The 23,209-nt window shown below is 44.5% G+C and carries 21 protein-coding genes; 18 read left to right on the top strand and 3 right to left on the bottom strand.

Features of this window, described 5'->3' with window-relative positions; genetic code table 11:
- The first annotated feature begins 146 nt into the window (after positions 1–146).
- From NLBNIHML_RS05510 to NLBNIHML_RS05480, 7 genes are all read left to right on the top strand, one after another.
- Positions 147–932 carry a hypothetical protein gene (locus NLBNIHML_RS05510; protein WP_494353973.1) on the top strand — a complete coding sequence of 262 codons (786 nt, stop codon included), beginning with the start codon at positions 147–149 and terminating at the stop codon, positions 930–932.
- Between the two features lie 29 nt (positions 933–961).
- Positions 962–2,029 (top strand): ankyrin repeat domain-containing protein, encoded by a 1,068-nt coding sequence (locus tag NLBNIHML_RS05505; RefSeq protein WP_494353972.1) that lies wholly within the window; start codon positions 962–964, stop codon positions 2,027–2,029.
- A gap of 284 nt (positions 2,030–2,313) precedes the next feature.
- On the top strand, positions 2,314–3,621 hold the full coding sequence (locus tag NLBNIHML_RS05500; RefSeq protein WP_339256014.1) for an SPFH domain-containing protein: 1,308 nt from the start codon (positions 2,314–2,316) through the stop codon (positions 3,619–3,621).
- Positions 3,621–4,364: a hypothetical protein gene (locus NLBNIHML_RS05495; protein WP_494353971.1), complete on the top strand. Its 744-nt coding sequence runs from the start codon at positions 3,621–3,623 to the stop codon at positions 4,362–4,364. The genes NLBNIHML_RS05500 and NLBNIHML_RS05495 overlap by 1 nt, the downstream gene beginning before the upstream one ends.
- An 18-nt stretch (positions 4,365–4,382) precedes the next feature.
- On the top strand, positions 4,383–4,763 hold the full coding sequence (locus NLBNIHML_RS05490) for a hypothetical protein (protein ID WP_339234901.1): 381 nt from the start codon (positions 4,383–4,385) through the stop codon (positions 4,761–4,763).
- A 20-nt stretch (positions 4,764–4,783) separates the two neighbouring features.
- The gene (locus NLBNIHML_RS05485; RefSeq protein WP_494353970.1) at positions 4,784–5,275 is read left to right on the top strand and encodes a hypothetical protein; all 492 of its coding nucleotides are present in this window, start codon (positions 4,784–4,786) and stop codon (positions 5,273–5,275) included.
- A gap of 289 nt (positions 5,276–5,564) precedes the next feature.
- A complete protein-coding gene (locus NLBNIHML_RS05480) occupies positions 5,565–6,917 on the top strand; it encodes a glucoamylase family protein (protein ID WP_494353969.1) in 1,353 nt (450 codons plus the stop codon).
- 229 nt (positions 6,918–7,146) lie between these two features.
- Here NLBNIHML_RS05480 and NLBNIHML_RS05475 read toward each other — a convergent pair whose 3' ends face one another.
- Positions 7,147–7,893, bottom strand: a complete 747-nt coding sequence (locus NLBNIHML_RS05475; protein WP_494353968.1) for a MerR family transcriptional regulator — start codon at positions 7,891–7,893, stop codon at positions 7,147–7,149.
- A 23-nt stretch (positions 7,894–7,916) separates the two neighbouring features.
- Complete coding sequence (locus NLBNIHML_RS05470; RefSeq protein WP_494353967.1) at positions 7,917–8,525, bottom strand: CPBP family intramembrane glutamic endopeptidase; 609 nt, start codon at positions 8,523–8,525, stop codon at positions 7,917–7,919.
- 372 nt (positions 8,526–8,897) lie between these two features.
- On the opposite strand from NLBNIHML_RS05470, the gene NLBNIHML_RS05465 reads away from it, so the two are divergent.
- The 4 genes from NLBNIHML_RS05465 to NLBNIHML_RS05450 are packed head-to-tail and all read left to right on the top strand — an operon-like array spanning position 8,898 to position 13,526.
- A complete protein-coding gene (locus NLBNIHML_RS05465; protein ID WP_339234889.1) occupies positions 8,898–9,875 on the top strand; it encodes an ABC transporter permease in 978 nt (325 codons plus the stop codon).
- A gap of 16 nt (positions 9,876–9,891) precedes the next feature.
- Positions 9,892–10,803 (top strand): carbohydrate ABC transporter permease, encoded by a 912-nt coding sequence (locus NLBNIHML_RS05460; RefSeq protein ID WP_091017811.1) that lies wholly within the window; start codon positions 9,892–9,894, stop codon positions 10,801–10,803.
- Between the two features lie 38 nt (positions 10,804–10,841).
- A complete protein-coding gene (locus tag NLBNIHML_RS05455) occupies positions 10,842–12,452 on the top strand; it encodes an extracellular solute-binding protein (RefSeq protein WP_494353966.1) in 1,611 nt (536 codons plus the stop codon).
- A gap of 57 nt (positions 12,453–12,509) precedes the next feature.
- Positions 12,510–13,526, top strand: coding sequence for a glycoside hydrolase family 130 protein (locus NLBNIHML_RS05450; protein WP_339234884.1), 1,017 nt, complete (start codon positions 12,510–12,512; stop codon positions 13,524–13,526).
- A 78-nt stretch (positions 13,527–13,604) separates the two neighbouring features.
- On the opposite strand, the gene NLBNIHML_RS05445 is transcribed toward NLBNIHML_RS05450, so the two are convergent.
- The gene (locus NLBNIHML_RS05445) at positions 13,605–15,935 is read right to left on the bottom strand and encodes a helix-turn-helix domain-containing protein (RefSeq protein ID WP_342570475.1); all 2,331 of its coding nucleotides are present in this window, start codon (positions 15,933–15,935) and stop codon (positions 13,605–13,607) included.
- A 221-nt stretch (positions 15,936–16,156) separates the two neighbouring features.
- On the opposite strand from NLBNIHML_RS05445, the gene NLBNIHML_RS05440 reads away from it, so the two are divergent.
- From NLBNIHML_RS05440 to NLBNIHML_RS05410, 7 genes are all read left to right on the top strand, one after another.
- Positions 16,157–17,257, top strand: a complete 1,101-nt coding sequence (locus NLBNIHML_RS05440) for an amidohydrolase/deacetylase family metallohydrolase (protein WP_494353965.1) — start codon at positions 16,157–16,159, stop codon at positions 17,255–17,257.
- The gene (locus NLBNIHML_RS05435) at positions 17,235–18,344 is read left to right on the top strand and encodes a DgaE family pyridoxal phosphate-dependent ammonia lyase (RefSeq protein WP_494353964.1); all 1,110 of its coding nucleotides are present in this window, start codon (positions 17,235–17,237) and stop codon (positions 18,342–18,344) included. The genes NLBNIHML_RS05440 and NLBNIHML_RS05435 overlap by 23 nt, the downstream gene beginning before the upstream one ends.
- Complete coding sequence (gene dagF, locus NLBNIHML_RS05430; protein WP_494353963.1) at positions 18,341–19,096, top strand: 2-dehydro-3-deoxy-phosphogluconate aldolase; 756 nt, start codon at positions 18,341–18,343, stop codon at positions 19,094–19,096. The genes NLBNIHML_RS05435 and dagF overlap by 4 nt, the downstream gene beginning before the upstream one ends.
- Entirely contained in the window at positions 19,089–20,102 is a 1,014-nt protein-coding gene (locus NLBNIHML_RS05425) for a sugar kinase (protein WP_494353962.1), read from the top strand. The genes dagF and NLBNIHML_RS05425 overlap by 8 nt, the downstream gene beginning before the upstream one ends.
- A gap of 11 nt (positions 20,103–20,113) precedes the next feature.
- The gene (locus tag NLBNIHML_RS05420; RefSeq protein ID WP_339234869.1) at positions 20,114–20,836 is read left to right on the top strand and encodes a GntR family transcriptional regulator; all 723 of its coding nucleotides are present in this window, start codon (positions 20,114–20,116) and stop codon (positions 20,834–20,836) included.
- 400 nt (positions 20,837–21,236) lie between these two features.
- Complete coding sequence (locus tag NLBNIHML_RS05415; protein WP_494353961.1) at positions 21,237–22,043, top strand: helix-turn-helix transcriptional regulator; 807 nt, start codon at positions 21,237–21,239, stop codon at positions 22,041–22,043.
- Between the two features lie 135 nt (positions 22,044–22,178).
- A complete protein-coding gene (locus tag NLBNIHML_RS05410; protein ID WP_494353960.1) occupies positions 22,179–23,135 on the top strand; it encodes an aldo/keto reductase in 957 nt (318 codons plus the stop codon).
- Positions 23,136–23,209 lie beyond the last annotated feature (74 nt).

Below are 23,209 nucleotides of genomic sequence, written 5' to 3'. Positions count from 1 at the left end.
AATTTTGTAGAAATGGGTGTCCATTATCTTAGCATACTCCCGAGGTAGGGCTCAACAAGCGTAAATGTTTTGCTTGAAAAATCAGCTTGTAAAAGCTGCGAGTTCATCATGTGAGTAGTATATTTCAGAAGTAAGGGTGGTATATCATGCTTCAACAGTTACTGACTTATTTTAAGGCAAATCCTGAATTTTCAATCGTTACCACTATTGTTTGTACAGCTATTATCTGGCTTTATAAAGAGTTTAAAGTCATGATTGAAAGAGATAATCAAAATAAACTGGCGAGGATTCAGAAGCGGATGGATTCATACATTAAAGTTGAGGCTGCCATAGCTAGTATTTTAGCTCAACCCGCCAACGTAGGAGTGCTTCAGAACTTATACGATAAATTTGGTGAGTGTAGTTCTTACTTTTCCGAAGATATACGCGCTTTGATAAGAGAGTATTACACTAGGCAAGATGTTGCCAACCTAGTAACGATTATGAGTTTTATGAAAATTGAAATTAGGAAGTTAGATAGCCAAAGAAATAAAATAGAATCTCAAGATGTTTCGGGCGATGATTTTGATTCCATTCTTCGTTTATACAGACCCTTGAAACCCATTTTACTTATTTTTTTGTTGTTCTTTGTTACTATAGGGTTCCTATTGCTTGCCTTATTAGAGAACAGTGTATGGAACAGATTATTTTTAGGAACTAGTTTTGTAACAACATCGCTAAGTGTAATGTTTTTATTCGCGGTTGTTGTAGTCTGGAAGAATGGTGAGTTATATATTAGAGGGAAATTAGAATCATCTCTTAAACTCAGCATGATGTTTTCTTCTCTTTTGATACTTCTTGATTGGAGATTGTCTGTTCTGTCATTAATTATTCAAATTGTTGCAGGTATACTGATAGCTAGGAGTATGAAAACAAGGCTGATCGTAATGTAAAAGTAATTAAACATTAGGAGGGTACACCTTTGTTCAAAATCGGAAATCAAGGATCGTTCGAAACGCTTCCTGATCATGCCAGGGCAATATATGATGGAGACACCGATGCTGTAGAACAATTCATTAAACAGGGCATGGGTCTTGAAGAAGAGATCACACTCAGCAAATACATAGCATTAACGCCACTCGACCTTGCCTTAATCTGCAATCAGCTGGAAGTGGTTAAGTTGTTGGTCGAGCATGGAGTTAATCTGAATGTCAAAAATAATTCGGCGATCCTGAAGGCAGTTAGATATTGTGGAGAAGAAATGGTGCGATACCTGTACCAGCAAGGTGCCAAGTTAAATGGACTTAATCGGGTCAAATCCAGTGCATATGATGAAGCCTACTATGGTAACAAAAAGAATATAACCGTGCTGAATGAACTGGGGTTGGATATTCGTAAATATGGAGGCAAAACGTTGCGCAAAGCGGTAGCTGATCACGATATGAAGACAATTCAGTACTTGCTGGATCAAGGAGTGGATGTCAATTACAATGAACCGGATATGGTATACCCGTATAAGGCGACACCTCTCACGGTAGCTGCAAGACTTAATAACATGAAGATGGTTCGATATCTGGTGGACCAGGGAGCAGATGTGACCATTCAGGAGAAGGATGGAGAGCGAGCGTACACGATCGCAGTGAGTCAGAAAAATGAAGAAATGGCTGAATACCTAAATGGGCATGAACCTCAAGAATTTCATGATATGAGCAACAAATTGCATGCATTAAAGTCTTATAAACTTCCCCAGCAACTTATTGATTTTCTAACTAGTGGACCCAGAAGAATAGACTTGCCAGATAGTGAATCAGGCATCCGATATATAGAATTCTTTCATCTGATCGATACCGTAGAGATGAAAATGGGCAGACAGAAGCTACTGCGTATTTCCTCGGATATCGATCAATACTCACATATCCTGATTGTCTGGAATCCGAGCAAAAAAATGATGGGATATGCGGATATTGAACATCAAGAACATGGAACGATAGCTACCTTTGAAGAGTTCATGTTAAATCCAGATACAGCTATAGAGGATATCCTGAATTAGATGGAGTAACACGAGAATTCCATGAACCTCTTTCCTATGATCATAATGGAAGAGGTTCTTTACTATTATGAACATGTTAATATAGGAAAATTTTCGTATGAAAAATGAACTATGCTAGTGCGTAATAAGGTTAGAAATGGTAAAATATCAATGCCTAAACATGAAAACAAGTTAATGAAAGATCATTATAGCTTTTTAATATAGGAAATAGTGTAGAATCAGTGTTTTAGCAAGAGTGTTTTTATCAAATTATAGTAATCTAATACTGAATTGAGGAATTGAACATGGCGATTATTGACGTAATTAAGTATGATGGCTCACCTGATGTGTTTGCTTGGAAACATCCCGAGACTGAGTTGGGAACATGGACCCAGTTGATTGTGAATCAATCTCAACAAGCGATTCTTTTTAAGGATGGAAGAGCGCTTGACATGTTTGGACCAGGAAGGCATACGCTGAGTACTGCGAATATCCCGATCTTGAACCGACTCGTTAACCTTCCGTTTGGAGGAAAGTCACCTTTTGCAGCAGAAGTCTGGTATGTCAATCAGGTTAGCGCATTAGACGTTAAATGGGGAACAGCGAATCCGATTCAGATCCAGGATCCCAAGTATAATATTATAGTTCCCGTAAGAACATTTGGACAAATGGGAATTAAAATTTCGGATTCACGAAAGTTTTTGGTCAAGCTTGTGGGCACACTGCCTGAGTTTAACCAAGCTAATATGATTAATTACTTCCGCGGGCTAATTATCATGAATATTAACTCGATGTTGTCATCCTATCTAATACATAGAAAAGTTAGTGTTTTGGAGATCAATGCCTATATCGCCGAGATTTCAAGGCATTTCGCAGACACAATAGCTTCTACTTTCGAAGAGTTTGGTATTGAGCTGATCAACCTGTATATTCACAACGTCAATCTGCCCGAAGAAGATCCTTCCGTTATTCGATTAAGAGAAGCGTTGGCGCGCAAAGCTGAGATGGATATTATTGGGTACACATATCAGCAAGAACGTTCGTTTGATACGCTGGAAGGTGCAGCCAAAAATGAAGGAAGCATGCAGTCAGACATCATGGGCGCAGGACTTGGTATGGGTATGGGGGTTGGACTGGGAGGTTCTTTCAGTAGCGAGATGTCCCAGATGTCTAAAGTGATGTCGACTAAGGAGACGCCTGCGGTAAGCATATGTAAACAGTGTAATCATCCGAACCAGGAGAACAGCTCTTTTTGCAGCAAATGCGGCAATTCATTAGCCGAAAAATCCGCAGTAACAACAGATTGTAATAATTGTGGACATGCTTTGCCAAAAGGAACCAAATTCTGTCCTAACTGTGGTGACAAATACCATGCGTGTCCATCCTGTGGAGCGGATAATGCTGAGGACGCATTGGAATGTATCCAATGTCATCAACCGATGCCTAGCCCATGCCCGAACTGTAACCATATGAATTCCGGTCATACCAAATTCTGTGGCAACTGTGGCACAAGTTTAAGCTTGAAATGCAGTCGGTGTCAACATGAAGTAAAACCCGGCCAGAAGTTCTGTCTTGATTGCGGAAACAATCTGCAAGAAGGAGGACAGGCATAGTGATGGTAAAACGTAGCAATCTCCTGATTTTGGATGTCATCTATTTAATATGCATGCTCGTATCGACAATCGTTTCTTTTACTTTGTTTAATCATGCGCTACTATCGTTATCTTTTTGGATGAACCTCGTGGCTTCTTATGTAGCCATTACGGCTATTTGGATCTACGCACGGTTCATCATGCAAAATATGGATCGGTTTAAACGGTTTGTTCCAGGTTACACAGCGTTAGGTGTAGTGTTGGTTAGTTATTTGATTTGTGTGATGATCTATACGTTGTTGACAGGTTCAGCAGATCATGCGCTTCGCTGGTTTGTATTGTTGCATACGGTAACGTTTGCGATCGCAACTATTTTATGTGGAATCATTATGATCTACATTCACAGTCTGCGAAGTCATGAAGCAAATGAACATACTAAAATCGAAGATTTACATTTAATCGAAAAAGCGTTACAGCAATTGCTTCACACCATGATGCAACATCCCGTTCTAACTGTGGAAGAGGAGCGGAAAACCGTTCAATCATTAATTGAACTGGTGAAGTATAGTGACCCGATCACACCGGATTCCCTTGAGAAAAATGACCGCCAGATCTTGATGGACATTGAATTGATGAACAGTGAACTTGCAAATCAGTACGAAGCAGGGGAATTGGTAAATAGTGAACGTATTGCTTCGCAACTATCCCAATTAAGATACCGTTTAAAAGAGCGCAATCAACAGATCTTGATAAGTAAATCATAAATTGCAGGAGGAAACGCGGTGAAGAAATTTTTTGGCATTTTATTCATTATCCTTTCGTCCGTGACGATCCTGTTATCTTTAATATTAATATCCGAAGGAACAGAAACGGCCATTATCAGTACGATTATTCTTTTTATCCCTGGGGTTATCGTACTTGTTACGGGCATAAAAATGTGTGGTCGACCTAAATCTCAGTCTAAGACTGATCCATACCAGCATTACGATCATTACGATTCTAATGATAAGCAAGATCAGGAAGATCAGCATCGTGTGAGATATGACGAGGCCCCTCAAGAAACTGTAGCCGTGAATTGTTCAGGGTGTGGGGCCAAGGTAAGGGTATATCCTACTTCGTCTGCGGATTGTGAGTATTGCGGAACAACGATGAGGATCTCGTAAACTGCATAGGAGGAATGGTGTTGTTAAGGAAGTTATTTGGACTCTTTTTCATGTTATATGCCATTGCGATCCCGATCGCCATGTTTAATGCAAATAATTTCAGAGGTACTAAAAATCTCATTGCTATGGCTGGAGTTATTATCGTTGAATTTTTATTTTTATATTGGGGTATTAAATTGCTTAGGAAAAAACGTGTGAAGAAAAAGCATGTCCCTGAACGAAAGTTTTATGGGGGAGATTATGGCGGTCATCTTGATCGCGAGAATGCAAATCCGCATACGTATTCAAGCTACAATAGCAACACCGTGAGTTACAGTAGTCATAATACCATTAACTATACAGAGATTAATTTTTCAGATAAGCAAAACGCTGAAGAGAAGGTCGAAGAAAAAGTAGAAGAGCCACAAAGGCCTATTTCAGTAAGTTGCCCGGGGTGTGGGGCGAAGGTAAAAGTGCTTCCCAAGCAATCAACGGACTGCGAGTATTGTGGAACAACGGTTGTAGCAACATAGGACGGTTCAGAATGGGTACGAGAAAGGATCAGGCCTCATTCCTATGGAGTCAGGCTTTTTTCTTTTCAATTTAGAATATAACAGACCTTCATATAGACTAATACGTCATATTATCCTGCGTGTACTACTCTCGTGTTGCATCAATAATGAAACGTTTCGAGTTAATATCTATCGTTGATCCATAATATATGTAGAATTTGTAAGCGTTTTATTTTCTTGTTTACGGAAATGGGAAATTTATGATAACATATACACGAAACGTTTCGAATTCATTTGAAGGGAGAACATCATGAAAAAAGTAAAACTATTCAGCTTCATTTTAACTTTTTGTCTGTTCGCTAATCTAGCTTTAACTCCGATGGCCTCAGCAGGTGAATCAAGCAATTTAATTGGATTTCGAGCAGAATTGAAAGCGATTGCATATAAAACCTATTCGTATTTTGAGGATTATACGGATCAGAACACTGGCTTGACTTACGATGAAGTTCGGCTCACTGAAAAAGGGACAGAAGAAGCTAAACGCACCTCGCCCACGAACATCGCCATGTATATGATGAGCACCGTTTCAGCGCAACAATTGGGTATCATTTCGAAGAAAGAAGCTGTTCATCGCCTGCAAACGACTATCAATTCCCTCGAAAAGTTAGAAAAGTGGAACGGCCTATTTTATAACTGGTATAACACAGATGACGGTTCAGTGAAGAAAGATTGGGGACAATTTATATCCCAAGTCGATAATGGCTGGTTATCCGCTGGTTTAATTGTTGTGGGGCAAGCCTATGAAGAACTTCATAGGGCAACAAGCGAGTTGGTCGAAAATATGAATTATACTCCGTTATATGATCCTGAAGTCGGTCAATTCCGCGGAGGCTATGATGTGGCTAAAGGCACACTGACGGATCACCATTATGGAATGTTTTACACGGAACCACGTGTAGGCAGCTATATTGCCATTGGGAAAGGTGATGTTCCGCAAGAGCATTGGTGGAAGATGTATCGCACATTACCTCAAGAATGGGATTGGCAAGCTCAGATTCCTCAAGGCAAATCCGTTAAGTACGATGGAGTGGATGTGTTTGAAGGAAGTTATGTATACAAGGATAAAAAGTTCGTGCCAAGCTGGGGAGGTAGTATGTTTGAAGCTCTTATGCCCGGTATCGTCATAAAGGAAAAAGACCTGGGTACTCAAGCTTTGGGCTTGAACAACCAGCGTCATGTTGAATTGCAGATCGAATATGCCAAAGAAAAAGGGTATGCAGCATGGGGGTTTTCACCTTCTGCAACGCCGACAGGTTACAGTGAGTTTGCAGCAACGCCGTTAGGGACCTCAGGTTATAAAGATGGAGCAACGGTTACAGCACACGCAACATTCCTTGCCCTCGATTATGCCCCTGAAGCTGTTCGAAAGAATATTAAAGCTTTAAAAAAATTCAAAATGTTTGGCAAGTATGGGTTCTATGACTCAGTCAATGTTGAAACGGGAGAACTCGCAAAAGCTTATCTGGCACTGGATCAAGGGATGATTATGGTGTCGATCGCTAACTATCTTCAAGACGGTGCTATACGCGATTATTTTCACAGTGATGTGATAGGGCAGACGCCAGAAGAATTGTTGAAAAAAGAAGTGTTTTCTATTCAATGAAGGGGAGGAAAACTTGCCATACCGATGTTTAAACGGAACGAAGCGGCGTGTTTTCTGCTTCGTTCTATTTGCATTTGTCGAACCGTCTCTTAGGTCCAAACCTCCTATCCGTAGCGAGAACCGCCAAGAGCCTTCCGGTAAACTTGAGATGTTTAGGCTGGGTGAAAGGAGTTGGTACTTCTCATGAATGATGCAATGACTTAGAGTTGGATTGGTCGTTATCAAGATCCTATAGAGAAGAATTTTTCTTCGTATTTAATACCTCAAATGCCTCTGTCAAAAAATCCATGGTATGCTTAGGGATCAACGACTCATAGGGTTTTACGTTTATATAAAGTTCTTCGTTCTTTTCTTCGTCATGGAGAATCAGTTGATTTAATTGGGTATTTGTAATGATATCCTTCAACTGTTGCTGTATGGAAGGATGATCTGGTTTAAGATCGTGTAGGGTAGCTCGATGGACAAGCAATACCAAATTAAATAATTGTTCATCCAAATAAGTTTGCTTAGAGATATCCTCTGGGAACACCTTTTCAATAATATCCACAGAAACATACTTTCGAAGTAGCTTTTTTTGGTCCTCCTCAACACGCATCGAGTTCATAAGTAATATGAGCAATTCTGAGTTTAATTCATTGAATTGATCTTTTTCCTTTAACAATTTCATTCGTTTAATTAATGCTAAAGAACAATCAATAGCTTTTCTCCTATGTTTAAGCGATTGTTCTTGAACTCTAATGATTTCATCAAAAGAATATTGCGGATTATCCAAACCGGCTTTAATCTCGTTTAATGAAAGTCCTAGACTTTGCAACAATTGAATTTCATGCAGCCTTTTAAAATCCTCATTTATATATACATGATGATCATTTTCGTTCTTTTGTGAGGGAACCAATATGCCAAGTTGTCGATAATGTCTTAACGTACGAACTGTCGTGCCCGCCAGCTTTGCAAATTTACTCACTGTTAATTGCATCTAACGTCCCTCTTTTCAAATAATCAGTTCTTGTATTTTCGTGCCAGAATAATTCCAATAGAAATATTATAAATGACATGTGCAAGGATTGGGGGAATTAACGACCCGGTAAAATAAAAGAGCAGTGCAAAAATCAAACCATTTACAAACACAACGATAAGGACACCCGTAGCTCCTCTATATTGAGGAACGTGTATTATCCAGAATAGAAAAGTGCTTATTAGAATGACGAGCCAATCTACGAACAAAGAGTATCCAATAAATAATCCGATCAGGACCCCTCTAAAAAAGAATTCTTCAAATATACCACCTATCGCCGTTAAAGCTATACCACTTGGTTGGATCATTATTTTTTTAATAATATCTGACCCTTCGGTTTTAGGGAGTTCTGTTCTTGTTCTGATAAATGTAATTAGGACAATCGTAGTAATAAAAAAACTGGCAATAAGACCAATGATGATTACGGATAATAAACTAATCTTGTTCGGCATGAATAAGGAAGCTATAAATGGCAACATTTCTCCCCACTTAAATAAACCAATAAAAATAAATCCAATAAATAGAAAAGCTGATTGCGTTAGTAATGCGATCAACAGTATTTTGTAATGTTCCTTTGCATAGGTCTCAGACATAATGAAAACTCCTTTATCACATTTTTTTCATTGTAGATTGTGACGTAACGTCCTCCGCAACAGCTTTTTTTATCAAAGTATGAGCAGCTACTCATAACAAACGTTTGAATTCTTGCTCGGTGATCACAATATGTTTCTTTTGCAACGAGGAGGAGGTTCGTAATTCACATATTTACAGCCTTGCGCCATCTGCAACCATCCACATCAGGGCTGAACGAAAAGTACCGCAGTAGCGCGGTTTTACACACCCTATCGTGACAATGCAGAACCTACATATTTACCGTGTCATCTTCGTTTCACTATACTTCGGATTGTAAGCGTTACCAAAAAGGAGTCAGCAAGAATGCAAAGCAGCAACATAAACCGTAGGTAATGAAAGACATAGAAAGGAGTGAGAGAGTGAAGGAGAGTCACACAGTAGTATCCGTAAATCCTTCATTGAAGAAGAACTCCCTTGGCAAGAGAATTTGGAAAAACTGGGAGCTTTATCTGTTCATGCTTCCCGCTTTGTTGTATTTCCTTATTTTTCATTATGGCCCGATGTACGGCATTCAGATTGCTTTTAAGAATTTCGTACCTTCAAAAGGAATTACAGGCAGCGAATGGGTTGGTTTTGATCATTTTGAACGGTTCTTCAATTCTTATTTTTTCTGGGATCTGCTCTGGAACACATTCAGTATCAGCTTCTATGAACTTGCCATCGGATTTCCGTTGCCTATCATATTGGCGCTGGCCTTCAATGAAGTCCGCAACGGCCCGTTCAAGAAATCGGTCCAGACGGTCACCTATGCACCCCATTTCATTTCTGTAGTTGTCATGGCAGGTATGATCATTACCTTTTTATCACCCTCAAGCGGAATGATTGTCCGGTTCATCGAATTCATTGGTCTTGAACCAGCACAGTTTTTGACTGATCCCGCATGGTTTAAGACGGTATATGTATTCTCCGGCGTCTGGCAGAGCACCGGGTGGGGAACCATTATTTATCTCGCAGCCCTGTCAGGCGTAGATCCCCAGCTTCATGAAGCAGCCATTATGGATGGAGCCAGCCGAATGAAACGGGTGCTACATATCAATCTGCCGACGATATTACCCACGATTACGATCATGCTGATCTTGAATATGGGTAATATACTGGGTCTTGGTTTCGAGAAGATTCTGCTGCTGCAGAATTCACTCAATATGGAAGCATCCGATGTAATTTCCACCTATGTATATCGCGCCGGATTGGTGAACGCTCAGTATAGCTTCTCAACGGCTGTCGGATTGTTCAATTCGGTTGTCAACGTTATTTTGCTTGTTACGGTCAACCAGATCGCCAAACGCACCAGTGAGAACAGCCTCTGGTAGAAAGGAGTTGAAGTCTTTGGTTACTGCGATGAAAGAATCTCGGGGGGACAAGCTTTTTCTGATCAGCACTTATATTTATCTGGGTCTGGCAATGTTGGTTGTTCTCTATCCGCTCATCTATATTCTCAGCGCTTCAATCAGTTCGCCGCAGGACGTCAATTCGGGAGCGATGTGGTTGTTTCCGAAAAATGTAACACTGGACGGATACAAGCTTGTGTTTGAGAACCCAAAGATATGGAGTGGTTACTGGAACACCATTATCTACACAGTGGTGGGCACTCTGCTCAATCTCGCCGTCACTCTTCCGGCCTCGTATGCGCTCAGCAGATCTGATTTTGTCGGGCGCCAATTGTTCATGGGCCTCATTCTGTTCACGATGTTCTTCAGCGGCGGAATCGTGCCGACGTATCTGCTGGTCAAGAATCTTGGACTCATGAACAGCATGTGGGCATTGGTCCTGCCGGTGGCCGCTTCGGTCTGGAATATCGTCGTAGCCCGTACCTTTTTCCAGACGACCATTCCGAAAGAACTTCAGGAAGCAGCGCATATTGACGGCTGTACGAATCTAAAGCTGTTCATTCGCATTGTTCTACCGCTGTCGGCACCGATTGTAGCCGTTATGGCCCTGTTCTATGGGGTTAGCCACTGGAACAGCTACTTCCCGTCTCTGATCTATCTAAATGATGAAGCGAAGTATCCGCTGCAGATGGTTCTGCGTCAGATCCTTGTTCTTCAGGAAATGACAGCGGAAACGACGGGCTCTTCCATCAACGGCGAGGTGGCGACCGCCATGAATAATAAGGCAGAAACGGCATCCCTGATTAAATATGGAGTCATTGTTGTCTCCACACTGCCCATCGTGGCAATTTATCCGTTCCTGCAGCGTTACTTTGTCCAAGGGGTCATGATAGGCTCTGTTAAAGGTTAAACAGCTAAAATGTGATGAAATCAAGGGAGGAATTATAAATGCCAACCACACGTAGGTCATGGAAGCTTCTGTTATCTTCGGCTTTAGTTATTACATTACTGGCAGGCTGCAGCAGTACAAACGAAGGTGAAGCGAACAACAATCTCGGAAAAGTCGCTGTGAACAATGAAGGTTTCCCGATTGTTAATGAACCCGTTACTTTGTCGCTTATGGCGCCAGATGTAGGGATTCAGAACTGGGAGAACATGGCTGTGCTTCAGCAGATGCAAGAGAAGACCGGTATTAAACTGGAATACAAGAACGCACCGAAGGATAGCTTCGAAACGAAGAAAAATCTGGTGCTCGCCAGTGGAGATTACCCGGATATCCTCTATGCTGCCGGTTTGACAACTGCAGAGCAGATGAATTACGGAGAGCAGGGAATCCTCATTCCACTGGAGGATCTGATTGAAGAGTATGCTCCGAATTTCAAGGCGCTGTTGGAGGAGAATCCGGATGTCCGCAAATCGATAACTGCACCGGACGGGCATATCTATTCCTTGCCAGTAGTAGAACTTAGCCAGCACTGGTACCGCAATCCGATGTGGTATAACGGAGACTTTCTCAAGGCGCTGAATATCGATAAACTCCCCGAAACGACAGAGGAGCTGTATACCTATCTGAAACGTGTGAAAGAGGAAGATCCCAACGGTAATGGCATAGCTGATGAAATTCCGATCTCCTCGGTGACTACACCCGCTGCGAACCTCCGCGATATCCGTACATGGCTGCTGGGTGCCTTCGGCATTTATGAAGAAGAAATTTACGTGGACGATGCGGACAAGGTGCATTACACACCGCTTGAAGAAGGCTACAAGGAATATTTGACCTATATGAACCGACTGTGGTCTGAAGACCTGCTGGATCATGAGAGCTTCTCACAAACAGCGGAGCAAAAAAAGGCCAAAGCACAGAACAATCAAATCGCCCTCTTTTCGGACTGGCATGCCTACATGAGCAAAGGTGGAGAGCCTTCGACGGCAGATCCCATGTTTGCACCTGTCCACAGTGAATCAGTTGCTGCCCCAGCGATTGCAAAGAACAGGGGGATTACAAGCGGTGCCTTTGCTATTACGCAGAGTAATCCTGCGCCGGAAGCCTCTATGCGCTGGGTGGATTATCTCTATTCTTATGAAGGTGCCATGTTCTTTAATAAAGGTCCAGAGGGCACTCTCTGGGAGTACACAGACAAAGAGAATCGGGTCAAACGTTACTTGCCAGTACCGGACGGTAAGGAAATGGAAGATTATCGGGCAACTCTGACACCTAACTACGGCATTCCCGCTCCAACCCTGTCCATGGATGATATTAATAAGGGGCTGAAGACAGACTTTGACCTATGGGTCGAAGAGGAGACCAAGCAGAAGCTTCTCGATAAAGGCGCACGGATTCCGTTTCCGACCCTGTTCCTTACCGTGGAAGAGCAGACCGAAATCAGTGGCCTGAATTCTGATTTGAAGACATATGTGAATCAGATGGAGGCGAAATTCATCACTGGAGCGGAGCCTCTTACGGGCTGGGACAGTTATGTGGCGACAGTCAAGAAAATGGGCGGAGAGCGTATGGTTGAAATCAATCAGGCTGCCTATGATCGTTGGAAATCCAACTAATCAGGTCCATGCGAAAACGCGTCCCTGAACATTCATGCAGATGCAGGAGGAATAGACATGCAAATTACGAGGCATCCGAATAATCCCATTGTTGTGCCGGGCGATTATGAATGGCGTAAGGTTACGGTTTTCAACCCGGCGGTTATCATCGATAACGGCAAATTTTATATGATTGAGCGTACAGCGGGTTCCCTAACTCCATGCAAAAATTATTTGGGTCTGCTAGAGAGTGAAGACGGGGTGAACTTTACGCACGTGAAGGATGAGCCCATTGTGACGCCAGACATGCTGGGATTCCCTTATGGTAGTGTGCAGGATCCGCGGATTGTCAAAATCGACGGAACCTTCTATCTAAACTACGCCCTTCGTCCCTGTGCCATGAGTTATTACCCTACCGGGGCAGGTGTCCCCCTTCGCTCTATTCCGGAATATCCGGACGGGTGGGGGGACGAGGCGGGACATTGGCTAACCCGGTCCTCCATATTGAAATCAGATAATCTGCTGGATTGGGAGTATGTGGCGGACACGACACCTCTTGATATTAATGACCGGGACAACATTCTGTTCCCTGAGAAAATAGGTGGCAAATTCGTACTGTTGCGCCGTCCTGAGGAATATGTAGGAGAAGCCTACGGTACGGATAAGGCGGCCATGTGGATTACCTACTCCGAGGATCTCGTGAACTGGGAAGAGCCCAAGCTGCTTGCTACCGCCCAGAACTTCTCCTGGGAATCAAGGAAGATTGGCGGCTCAACGCCTCCGATTCGTACGGACAAGGGCTGGCTGGTGCTCTATCATGGCGTCGATGAGGACATTGTCTACCGTGTGGGAGCCATGCTGCTGGATTTGGAGCAACCGGAGAAAATCATTGCCCGAACGCATCATTTTATTATGGAGCCAGAGATGTATTATGAGAAATTTGGGTTCCAGATCCCAAATGTCATCTTTCCGACTGGAAATGTGGTCAAAGATGGACTGCTCTATATCTATTATGGGGTAACAGATACGGCGATTGCTCTTGCAACAGTTCCGCTGGACGAACTGGTAGAGCACATCCTCCAGGAAGGGCAGTAGCTAAGCAAAATAAACCTTAGATGAAGCGTATCTTTTAATATAAAAATGTAGTGCAGAAAAGGCGGAAGCTCCACTAACTTAAACAGGTCCTTTAATAGTGGCTGCTCTCAGGGCATGTTCCTTGCGATACTGACCTGGTGTCAAACCGATTTCTTTTTTGAACTTGCGGATGAAATTTGGCGCATCCATGTAACCGACCTGTTCGATAATTTCTTTGAGGGGTGCGCTAGTGTTCTCCAGGAGCCGCATGACTTCATCTACACGCCGCTGCCAGATATATTGTGAGAAATTGCGGCCGGTCTTCTCTTTGAAGCTCCGGCTTAAATATGAAGTTGAAATGGCAAACTTAAGTGCCACATGCTCTAGGCTGAGTGTGTAGTCTGCAAACTGTTGATCCACGTAAACCAGAATATCATCCATTAATGTTGACTCGCTTGTCTTTGTATTCAGCTCCACCTGCGCGCAAATGTCAGCAGCCAGACAGAGCAAACGACTCTCCAGCTCTTCGAGTGTTTCAAAGGCAGTCAATTCTGACATATTGGCGAACACCTCGTTCATACCAAGCTCGGAGGCGGTGCGTAGAAAAGCGTTTAGCAGATCGAAACAGATGCAGCGCAGCAGGTGAACCTGTAATGGCTCATTTTTGATCATATGAATGGTTTCGGTAATCAGTTGCACGGTTACTGATTCGTTGCCCTGCTTAAGGCTCTGCTCCAGTTTCAGCATGGATTTGCGTGGAATCCAGAAGCTCTCGGAAGCAGAAGGGTTCAGCTCTGCAAGCTGTTCGAAATAAGTTACCTGACCGCTGTGTTGGATGATCCGGTGCTCCAGAGCTGTAGCAGCTTCAATGAAGGATTGGTTAAGACGGGCCAAGTCCCCGTATGCCGTGCCGACACCGATACTCAGAGATAGCTGCGAATGCTCGCGGATTACCAATTGAATGGCTTCAATTACCTCTTCCAATTGGTTTTGAATCGGCTTCTCCACATCACCGGGAAGTGAAATTATCAGAGCAAACTGCTCTTTGACCGAGAATTCAACGCCGAAGATCTGAGCACCGGTGCCTGGTAGACATACATTGCTAAGTATATCCTGCAACAGAAGGCGTTCCTGCCAGCACTTGTCGCCAAGCAAAGTATCATCCCAAGACAATATAGCCGAGAAATAGAGGCCTTGTCCTTGAGGATGCCGGAATCCGGCGCTCAGAATCATTTGTTCGATCTCAGGATCATCCGGCTTGCCGTGCTTGAGTAACAGCAGCATGCACTGATTACGGACGAAGGGCTCCTGAAAATCAATTTTCGCACTGTAATTGTGTAGGGTCTGTCGTATCCATTCCCATTCATTGTGGAGCTTGGAAGCATCATCGCCGTTGCCTCTCATCTTGTCCATCAAATCTCTGATTGGATGGTACTGCCGTTTGGCTAGCAACAGCGCAGCAGCTATACCGGTAATGACAGTAATGCAGAAGACGATCAGGATCAGAGTCTGGACATGGGCGACACGGCTGAAGAATTGGAAGCTTGGCATGGTGGTTACATAGGTCCAGCCATTTTCTTCCGATTGAACAGAAACAACGGAGTATTGTTCTCCGTCCATCTTCAAATTATGGATACCAGGCGCAAGTGTAGCTAAGTTCTCAATTTCGTTCTGTGGAAGGCTGATGCCATGGCTGTTCGCGGTCAACACCTGTCCGGAGGGACTGAATATATAACTGCTTCCTGAAAAATCACTCAAAATCGAATCCATGACCCCGGTAAGGTTGGATTCTTTCATTAAATATACAACGGTCCCATATGGAAAGGGGTCATTCGGTTTAACAGGCACAAGCATGACGAGCATCGGCTCCATTCGGGAATTAACCTTCACGTTCTCAGCGGGACGGACCAGCGGCTGTCTAGTTTCATTTAAGTCCTGCCGCAATTCTTGCAGATTCCAATGTTCGAACTGATAAAGGCTAGCAAAGGTGACATCAAGATTAGCCAAACCGCGGTGCGAATAGATGTGGGAATCATTATGGAAATAGAGAAGCAGATCCTCTGCAATGCTGCTGCTAGCTTTGTAATTGGCCAGCGCTTGAATCGCCTCCAAGCTGTAATAGGGGTGCTTTACCATATAAGGGGTCAGGTGTTTGTCATAGGCGATTCTCCCCGCTATTTCCTGAAGTTCATTCATCCGGTTATCTATAGTGCTCTTCACCTGGTTAAGTTGATTGACATTTGATTGTTCAATCTCAACACGCAATCCCTTGACAGCGTTTTCATACACAAAAATAGTTACACCTGTCAGAGGGATAAGAAATATGAGAATGTAAGAAAAGGCATATTTCAGCAGAAGCCTTGATTTGAAATGATTCCAGCTGAGCCTGAATCTGTCGAGCAAGGATGGCTTGAATGCGGAATTTGCCATGAAGCAGTCCCTCCAGTGTTAAAATAATCGGATTTTGAATTGAAAATCGCTGTTCTCTTCTGGATTACACTTGTGCTAGTATAAACATTATAACATTATAATCTTTGAAGTGAAGTAGCTCATCAGGCTTATTTTAACGATTTGGAAATACAGATCTCATGTCATGAATCATTTTTTTGGAATTTGCCTGTATACCGTGGTTGAAAAAGGAGATGGGATGAGTGGGCACAGAGAATGTGCTGCGCAATTTGCAGCTTGTTGACGGGCGGATCGTGGATATCACCATTCAGGACGGGATCATCACCGCCATAACACCGCCAGGCCAAGCTGAAGGAGAAAATGTGTTGGATTGTTCAGGGTTATATGCGTCCAGTGGGTGGATTGATCTGCATGTGCATGCCGTCCAGGACCTTGACCCCTATGGCGATAATATCGACGAAATTGGTGTGAAGCAGGGGGTAACAACGCTTGTAGATGCCGGAAGCTGTGGTGCAGACCGAATAGGAGCTTTTTATACCGCAAGACTACAGGCTGCTACACAAGTATTTGCTCTGTTGAATATTTCAAGGATCGGACTTGAACGGACGGATGAACTGTCACAGCTGGAATGGATTGACCGGGCCAAGGTCTTGAATGCGGTAGCGGCTTATCCTGATTTCATTGTTGGTCTGAAAGCCCGCATCAGCGAAAGTGTCGTTAAAGACAGCGGGATACAACCCCTCAAGCTCGCACGCACACTCTCGGAAGAAACGAAACTTCCGCTCATGGTTCACATCGGTTCTGCTCCGCCCGCGATCTCGGATGTGCTGGAGTTATTACAGTCTGGCGATGTAATCACCCATTACCTTAACGGCAAGTCCAACAATCTTTTTCATCCGGACGGCACACCGCTGCAAGAATTACTGGACGCGGCTGCTCGGGGAGTTCATCTGGATGTGGGACATGGTACAGCGAGCTTCTCCTTCCGAATCGCAGAACAGGCCAAGGCTGCAGGCATTGCGCTGAATACAATCAGTACGGACATTTACCGAGGCAACCGTATGAATGGTCCGGTATACAGTATGTCGAATGTACTGACGAAATTTCTGTACCTCGGCTACAGTCTGGAAGAGGTCATTCGCGCGGTTACAAGAAGTCCAGCGGAGTGGCTCGGTAAGCCGGAGCTCGGGAAGATCAAGGTTGGACAGCAGGCAAACCTGACTTTGTTTTCCCTGGAAGCAGGCGAAAAGCAGCTTGAGGACTCGGAAGGAGATGTCCGGGTCACACAACACTATATTGAGGTTAAAGGAGTGTTTGCTAATGGGTCACTCACTACAGGCTAAATATGGATTGAAGCGTGTTATTAATGCCAGTGGAAGAATGAGCATCCTTGGCGTTTCTGCACCAACGGATTCAGTCATGGATGCGATGAAACAGGGCGGACAGCGGTACGTGGAAATGGCTGATCTTGTGAACAAATCCGGAGAATATATTACACAGTTTCTTGGTTCGGAAAGCGCAGTTGTGGTGAACTCTGCATCCAGTGGTATTGCGCTTTCGGTAGCGGCCATTGTGACCGCCGGAAATCCGCGTATCAGCCTTCGTTTGCATCAGGAGCCGGTATTGAAAAATGAAATTATTATGCTAAAGGGCCATAATGTGCAATATGGAGCGCCAGTAGAAACCATGGTATTCCTTGGAGGTGGCCGGGTAGTGGAAGTTGGATATGCGAATGAAGGCCGCAAGCAGCATATCGATCAGGCGATCGGTGAAAACACGGCAGCCATTCTTTATGTTAAATCTCATCACACTGTGCAGAAAAACATGATTTCAGTGGAAGAGGCCTGGGAGGTGGCACAGCGCAGAGGGGTGCCGCTGATTGTGGATGCGGCAGCGGAAGAGGATCTGCGCAAATATGTCCAATTTTCGGATCTGGCCATTTATAGTGGGTCAAAAGCTATTGAAGGCCCTACTTCCGGTATTGTCGCCGGCAAAAAGAAATATGTGGAGTGGTTAAAGGTACAACTTCACGGGATCGGCCGCAGTATGAAGGTTGGCAAAGAGACCATCTTTGGGTTACTTCAAGCTTTGGAGGAATACCAGGACAAAGCGGACCATAGTGAACGAGAGAAGCAGAAGCTGGAGGCTCTTCAGCCACTTGGTGAACTTCCTGGTGTTTCGGTCCGCATTGTGCAGGATGAAGCCGGCAGATCGATTTTCCGAGGGCGTGTCCAGATTGATTCCTCTCTTGCTGGGGTGGATGCAAAGAAAGTGAATGACCAGCTGCGTGAAGGTGTTATTGCGGTATACACCCGAGACTATGGCGTCAAGCAGGGTTATTTCGATATTGATCCAAGGTCGCTGCAAGGGGATGATTTGCAGGTCATCGTCAGCAGAATACATGAAATCGTGGGAGGCAAACCAGAATGAGTCATATTCAGCAGTGTCTGTATAAGAATAGAGCCGCAATAAATGTACTGGCAGGAAGTATCGGGAACGCTAGAGATGTGTACGAGGCTGCGGAAGGTTATGTACTTGTTGGTGTGCTCTCCAAAAACTATGCTACGTCGGAGGAAGCTGTAGTGGCCATGACTGAATATGGTCAAGCGATTCAAGATGCAGTATCCATCGGACTCGGAGCTGGAGACAGTCGTCAGGCTGCAGTTGTGGCGGAGATTGCCGCGAGCTATCCGGGAAGCCATATCAATCAGGTATTCCCGGCAGTGGGGGCAACCCGTGCCAATCTGGGACCTAAAGATAGTTGGATTAACTGCCTGGTATCTCCGTGCGGGCAACCAGGCTATGTGAATATATCGACTGGCCCCGTTAGTTCAGTAACCACTCCACAGGCCATTGTTCCAGTTCATGCCGCCATTGCACTGGTTCGTGACATGGGAGGGAACGCACTCAAATATTATCCGATGCAGGGATTGAAGCTGGAGGAGGAGTACCGTGCGGTTGCCAAGGCTTGTGGGGAAGCGAGTTTTGCTCTGGAGCCCACAGGCGGAATTGACCTGGACAACTTTGGACCCATTCTAGAGATTGCACTACAGGCGGGTGTACCTCAAGTTATACCACATGTGTATTCTTCAATTATTAAGTCACAGACCGGGAATACCAACGTACAGGATGTCCGCAGATTGCTCGAAATAATGAAATCGCTGGTGGACCAGTATGCATAGGGTTGCTGCTTTTGGCGAAGTGATGATGCGGCTGCAGGTTCCGGGATACGAAACGCTGGTCCAGAGCAGCAGGCTGGAGTATTCTTTTTCCGGCAGCGGGGTGAATGTAACGGCAGCACTAGCCAGATACGGCCATAACGGTGCTCTTATTACGACTTTGCCGGAAACTCCGGTGGGCGAAGCGGCTATCGCTTATCTGCGCAAGCTTGGGGTGGATACCTCTCTTATTAGACAGGGCGGTAAACACCTTGGGATGTATTTTCTGGAGAATGGCTTTGGAGCCCGCCCAGGCAGAGTCACTTACACAGACCGGCTGGGCAGCAGTTTCAATACTGCGAGTGCGGCCAATTATGATATGAGAGATCTTGCGTCCCGGATCGACGTGCTTCATTTATGTGGCATTACGCTGGCTATGAATGATGGCGTGCGCAAGCAGATGAAACAGCTTGCGGAGGAAGTGAAGAATGCTGGAGGCAAGGTTGTCTTTGATTGTAATTACCGTCCTGCGTTATGGGGGCCGGATGGCTATGTCAAGGCCCGCCCGCATTATGAAGAAATACTGGGGCTAGCAGATCTGGTGCTGATGAATGAGATGGATGCGAAGGGCATTCTTGGCATCGGTACCGAAGAATATGATAGAATGACACGGATGAAGCAAGCGATTCCTGAAGTTGCACAGCGCTTCGGAATCGGAACGGTAGCAGGAACCCACCGTGAGATCAACGCGGACCATACGCATTCCTTGACAGGATATATCTATCATCAAGGTACGTTCGTATTTTCCCGCAAGCTGACGTTCCCGGTATACGACCGGATTGGTGCCGGCGATGTGTTTGCCAGCGCCATCATCCATGGGGAATTGCAACGATATCCACAGGAACATACGGTTAATATGGCGGTGGCGGCAGCGATGCTGGCCCATACCACACAAGGTGATACAGCGCTTTTTACCGAGAATGAAGTACTCCGAGCGCTGTCGGACCGTACCTCAGATGTTGAAAGGTAGTGAACAGGAGAGTGTCCCTAAAGCGCAAGCAAGGTCCTTTATATCAGCAAATCCAAAAAATTCTCAAAGATCGGATTCTACATGGCGTATATCCTCTCGGAAGCATCATTCCCTCCGAACCACAGCTGGAGAAGGAATTCGGGGTCAGTAAAATGACAGTCCGCGGTGCGGTCCAAGAGCTGTCCCAGGAAGGCTATGTGCAGAAGAAAAGTGGAGTCGGTACAATTGTAATGCGCAATACCTCTCATCAGAAGCTCTCAAAGGGCAAACGGTTTACGGAACTGCTCGTAGAAGAGGGTCATAAGCTGGAAAAGAAAGTTCTGAATTCCCGGTTACTGACCAATGATACTGGTACGGAGGAGTATGATCTCTACGGGCCATATTGTCAGCGGATTGAAAGACTCTACATTCTTAACGGACAACCTTATATTCATCTGATACACTTCTTGGCAGCAGCTGCATTGCCCGGCGGAGGCAAGGAGGAAATCAATGGAGACATCCAATCGCTCTATGAATCACTGGAGGAGAACGACATTTTGCTGGAGAACTTCAAAGACCGTTTCTTTGTAGAGCCGGCAACTCCTGAAGTATGCCAACTACTGAAGATCTCCCTGGGAACGCATGTGCTAAAGCGCCTTCGTAACTCCTTCGACGGAGAAGGCAGATTAATTGAGCACAGTATCGGGTGTTATAACACGGAACTTCATCATTATCTGGTTAGTTATGACACTTGAGGCCGGCGGACATATCGTGAAAGAAATTGTATTCATACAAAAAAAGGGTCCTGCACTTTTGATAACAGGGCCCTTTTTGCGTAAACAACGGTTTAATGGTGAAATCCCTAGAAATCTTTCAAACGTCAAATACCTCATATAATTCCTCGTCATTAACTTCTACCGAATCATCTTGACACAGTTCCTAATTCTGCTGCATCTGCTCTAGTTGACTTAATTGACGAATTTCCTTCAAACACTGCTTGTATTTTCGTTCTGCACCATTTGATGCTAAGCTACTTGTAAATCAGGTATTCTGAAGAACTAACAATAAATGGATTATATCCAAGTCATTCAGAGACTACCATTTTGGGATAGAGTCGAATAGGCCTGAATACTTTTATAAAAAGGAACGATGTCTATGGATGCAGGTATGAGCCGTAGCAAAAAACTGGGTGAGTTTTTGAAATCACGTAGAAGCCGCATTCAACCGGAACAAGTTGGATTGTCAGGATCTTATGGACAGCGAAGAACACCGGGACTAAGGCGGGAAGAAGTAGCGGTATTGGCTGGTGTCAGCGCAACGTACTACACGTGGCTTGAACAAGGTAGGGAGTTGGCAGCTTCACGAGAAGTAATACAAAGCATAGCGAACGCGCTCCGGTTAACCCCGGAAGAGAAGATTCATCTGTTTGACTTATGGGACCCGAATGCGGAACATGAATTTCTTGCATCGTATTCACAACTGGACCCAGGTTGGCAGAGTATTATTAGTCAGTTGACTCATCCTTCCTTTATTACCAATGAACGCTCTGAGGTGCTTGCTTGGAATGAAGCAGCGGATACGAACCTCTTTAAGTTCTCGTCGATGAATATGAATGAGCGTCTATTGATGCGGATTTTATTCTTGGATGAAACGCTGAAGGAGCGCATGCACAATTGGGATGAATTCGCACGGCACTCGGTAGCTGTCTTTCGTACGTATTATGATAAGTATCCGAGTGACCCCGGATTTGGCAGCATCGTGAAACAACTGAGTGAAGAAAGTGTGGACTTCCGAACGATCTGGAACCTGCACCAAGTCGAATTAAAACAAGTCAATCGTGTTCTGCTTGAGACGACGGAACGGGCAGATGGTGTTGTGCATGCGTACGATATCTTTTCCATGAATAATCTGAACAGCCAATCAGGCATTCATTGTTGTATTTACGTCCCTGTTCTTATGTAGAAGGTTGACTAGACTAGTAATTTCTTTACTAGCATACACGGAGTGTGGTTGGTGTCTCGGTATTAAAATAGAATGAACTTAAGCTCACTCGTAGCTATTTATCGTTTCTATTTTAAGATGAAAAGAGGAAGCCTCATGCTCAAGACAAGAACGTTAGGCAAAGACAAATTACGTATATCTGGGCTCGGCCTGGGTGTGATGATGATGCCGGATAATGACGAATCGGTACATACCATTCAGGGTGCACTGGATGCAGGAGTCACCATGTTTGATACGGCGGATCTGTACGGAGAGTATGAAAAACAGCGATTTGGAGGAAATGAAAAACTGCTTGGTCGTGCGCTTCAAGGTCGAAGATCCGACGTTGTTGTTGCCACCAAATTCGGTATTACGCACACGCAGGGCCCCAAGGGAGATCCGGCCTACATCAAAAAGTCAGTAGATGCGAGTCTCTACAACCTGGGAATGGATTATATTGATCTATATTATCAACATCGTCCTGATCCGAACACCCCCATTGAAGAGACGGTAGGCACACTTGCCGATCTGGTTCAACAGGGAAAGATTCGATATATTGGTTTGTCCGAGGCGCCAGTAGAGATCATTCGGCGTGCACATGCTGTTCATCCGATTACAGCGTTGCAGACGGAATATTCATTGTGGAGTCGGGAACTTGAGGATGAGATTATGCCTGTCCTGCTTGAATTGAACATCGGCTTGGTTCCATATAGCCCATTGGGACGTGGCTTCCTGACTGGTCAGATCCGATCTATAGACGATTTGGCGGAAGATGATTATCGTCGTCACTATCCGCGTTTCCAAGGTGAGAACTTTCAGAAAAATCTGGAGGTTGTTGGATTGATCCAAGAGATGGCTAAGCAAAAAGGATGCACCGTTTCTCAACTTGCTCTGGCCTGGTTACTTGGAAAGGGAGAGCATATCGTTCCGATCCCGGGGACTCGCAACCTGGAAAGAGTTCACGAAAACTTAGGCGCGTTAGAAGTTTCGCTTACGGATGATGAGATGAAGCAGATTGATCGCATATCACCCCAAGGCATCGCAGCTGGAGGCAGATTCCCGGGCCAAGTCTAACTCTTTAAGACATGATTCATGAAACCTGCAGTTTCGGATGAAAAGAATGTATAACAAGTCAACGGTATTATCTT

Source organism: Paenibacillus sp. JNU01, from assembly GCF_059130585.1.
Note: the sequence above shows the minus strand (reverse complement) of the source record. Positions and strands in the feature narration are given on the sequence as shown.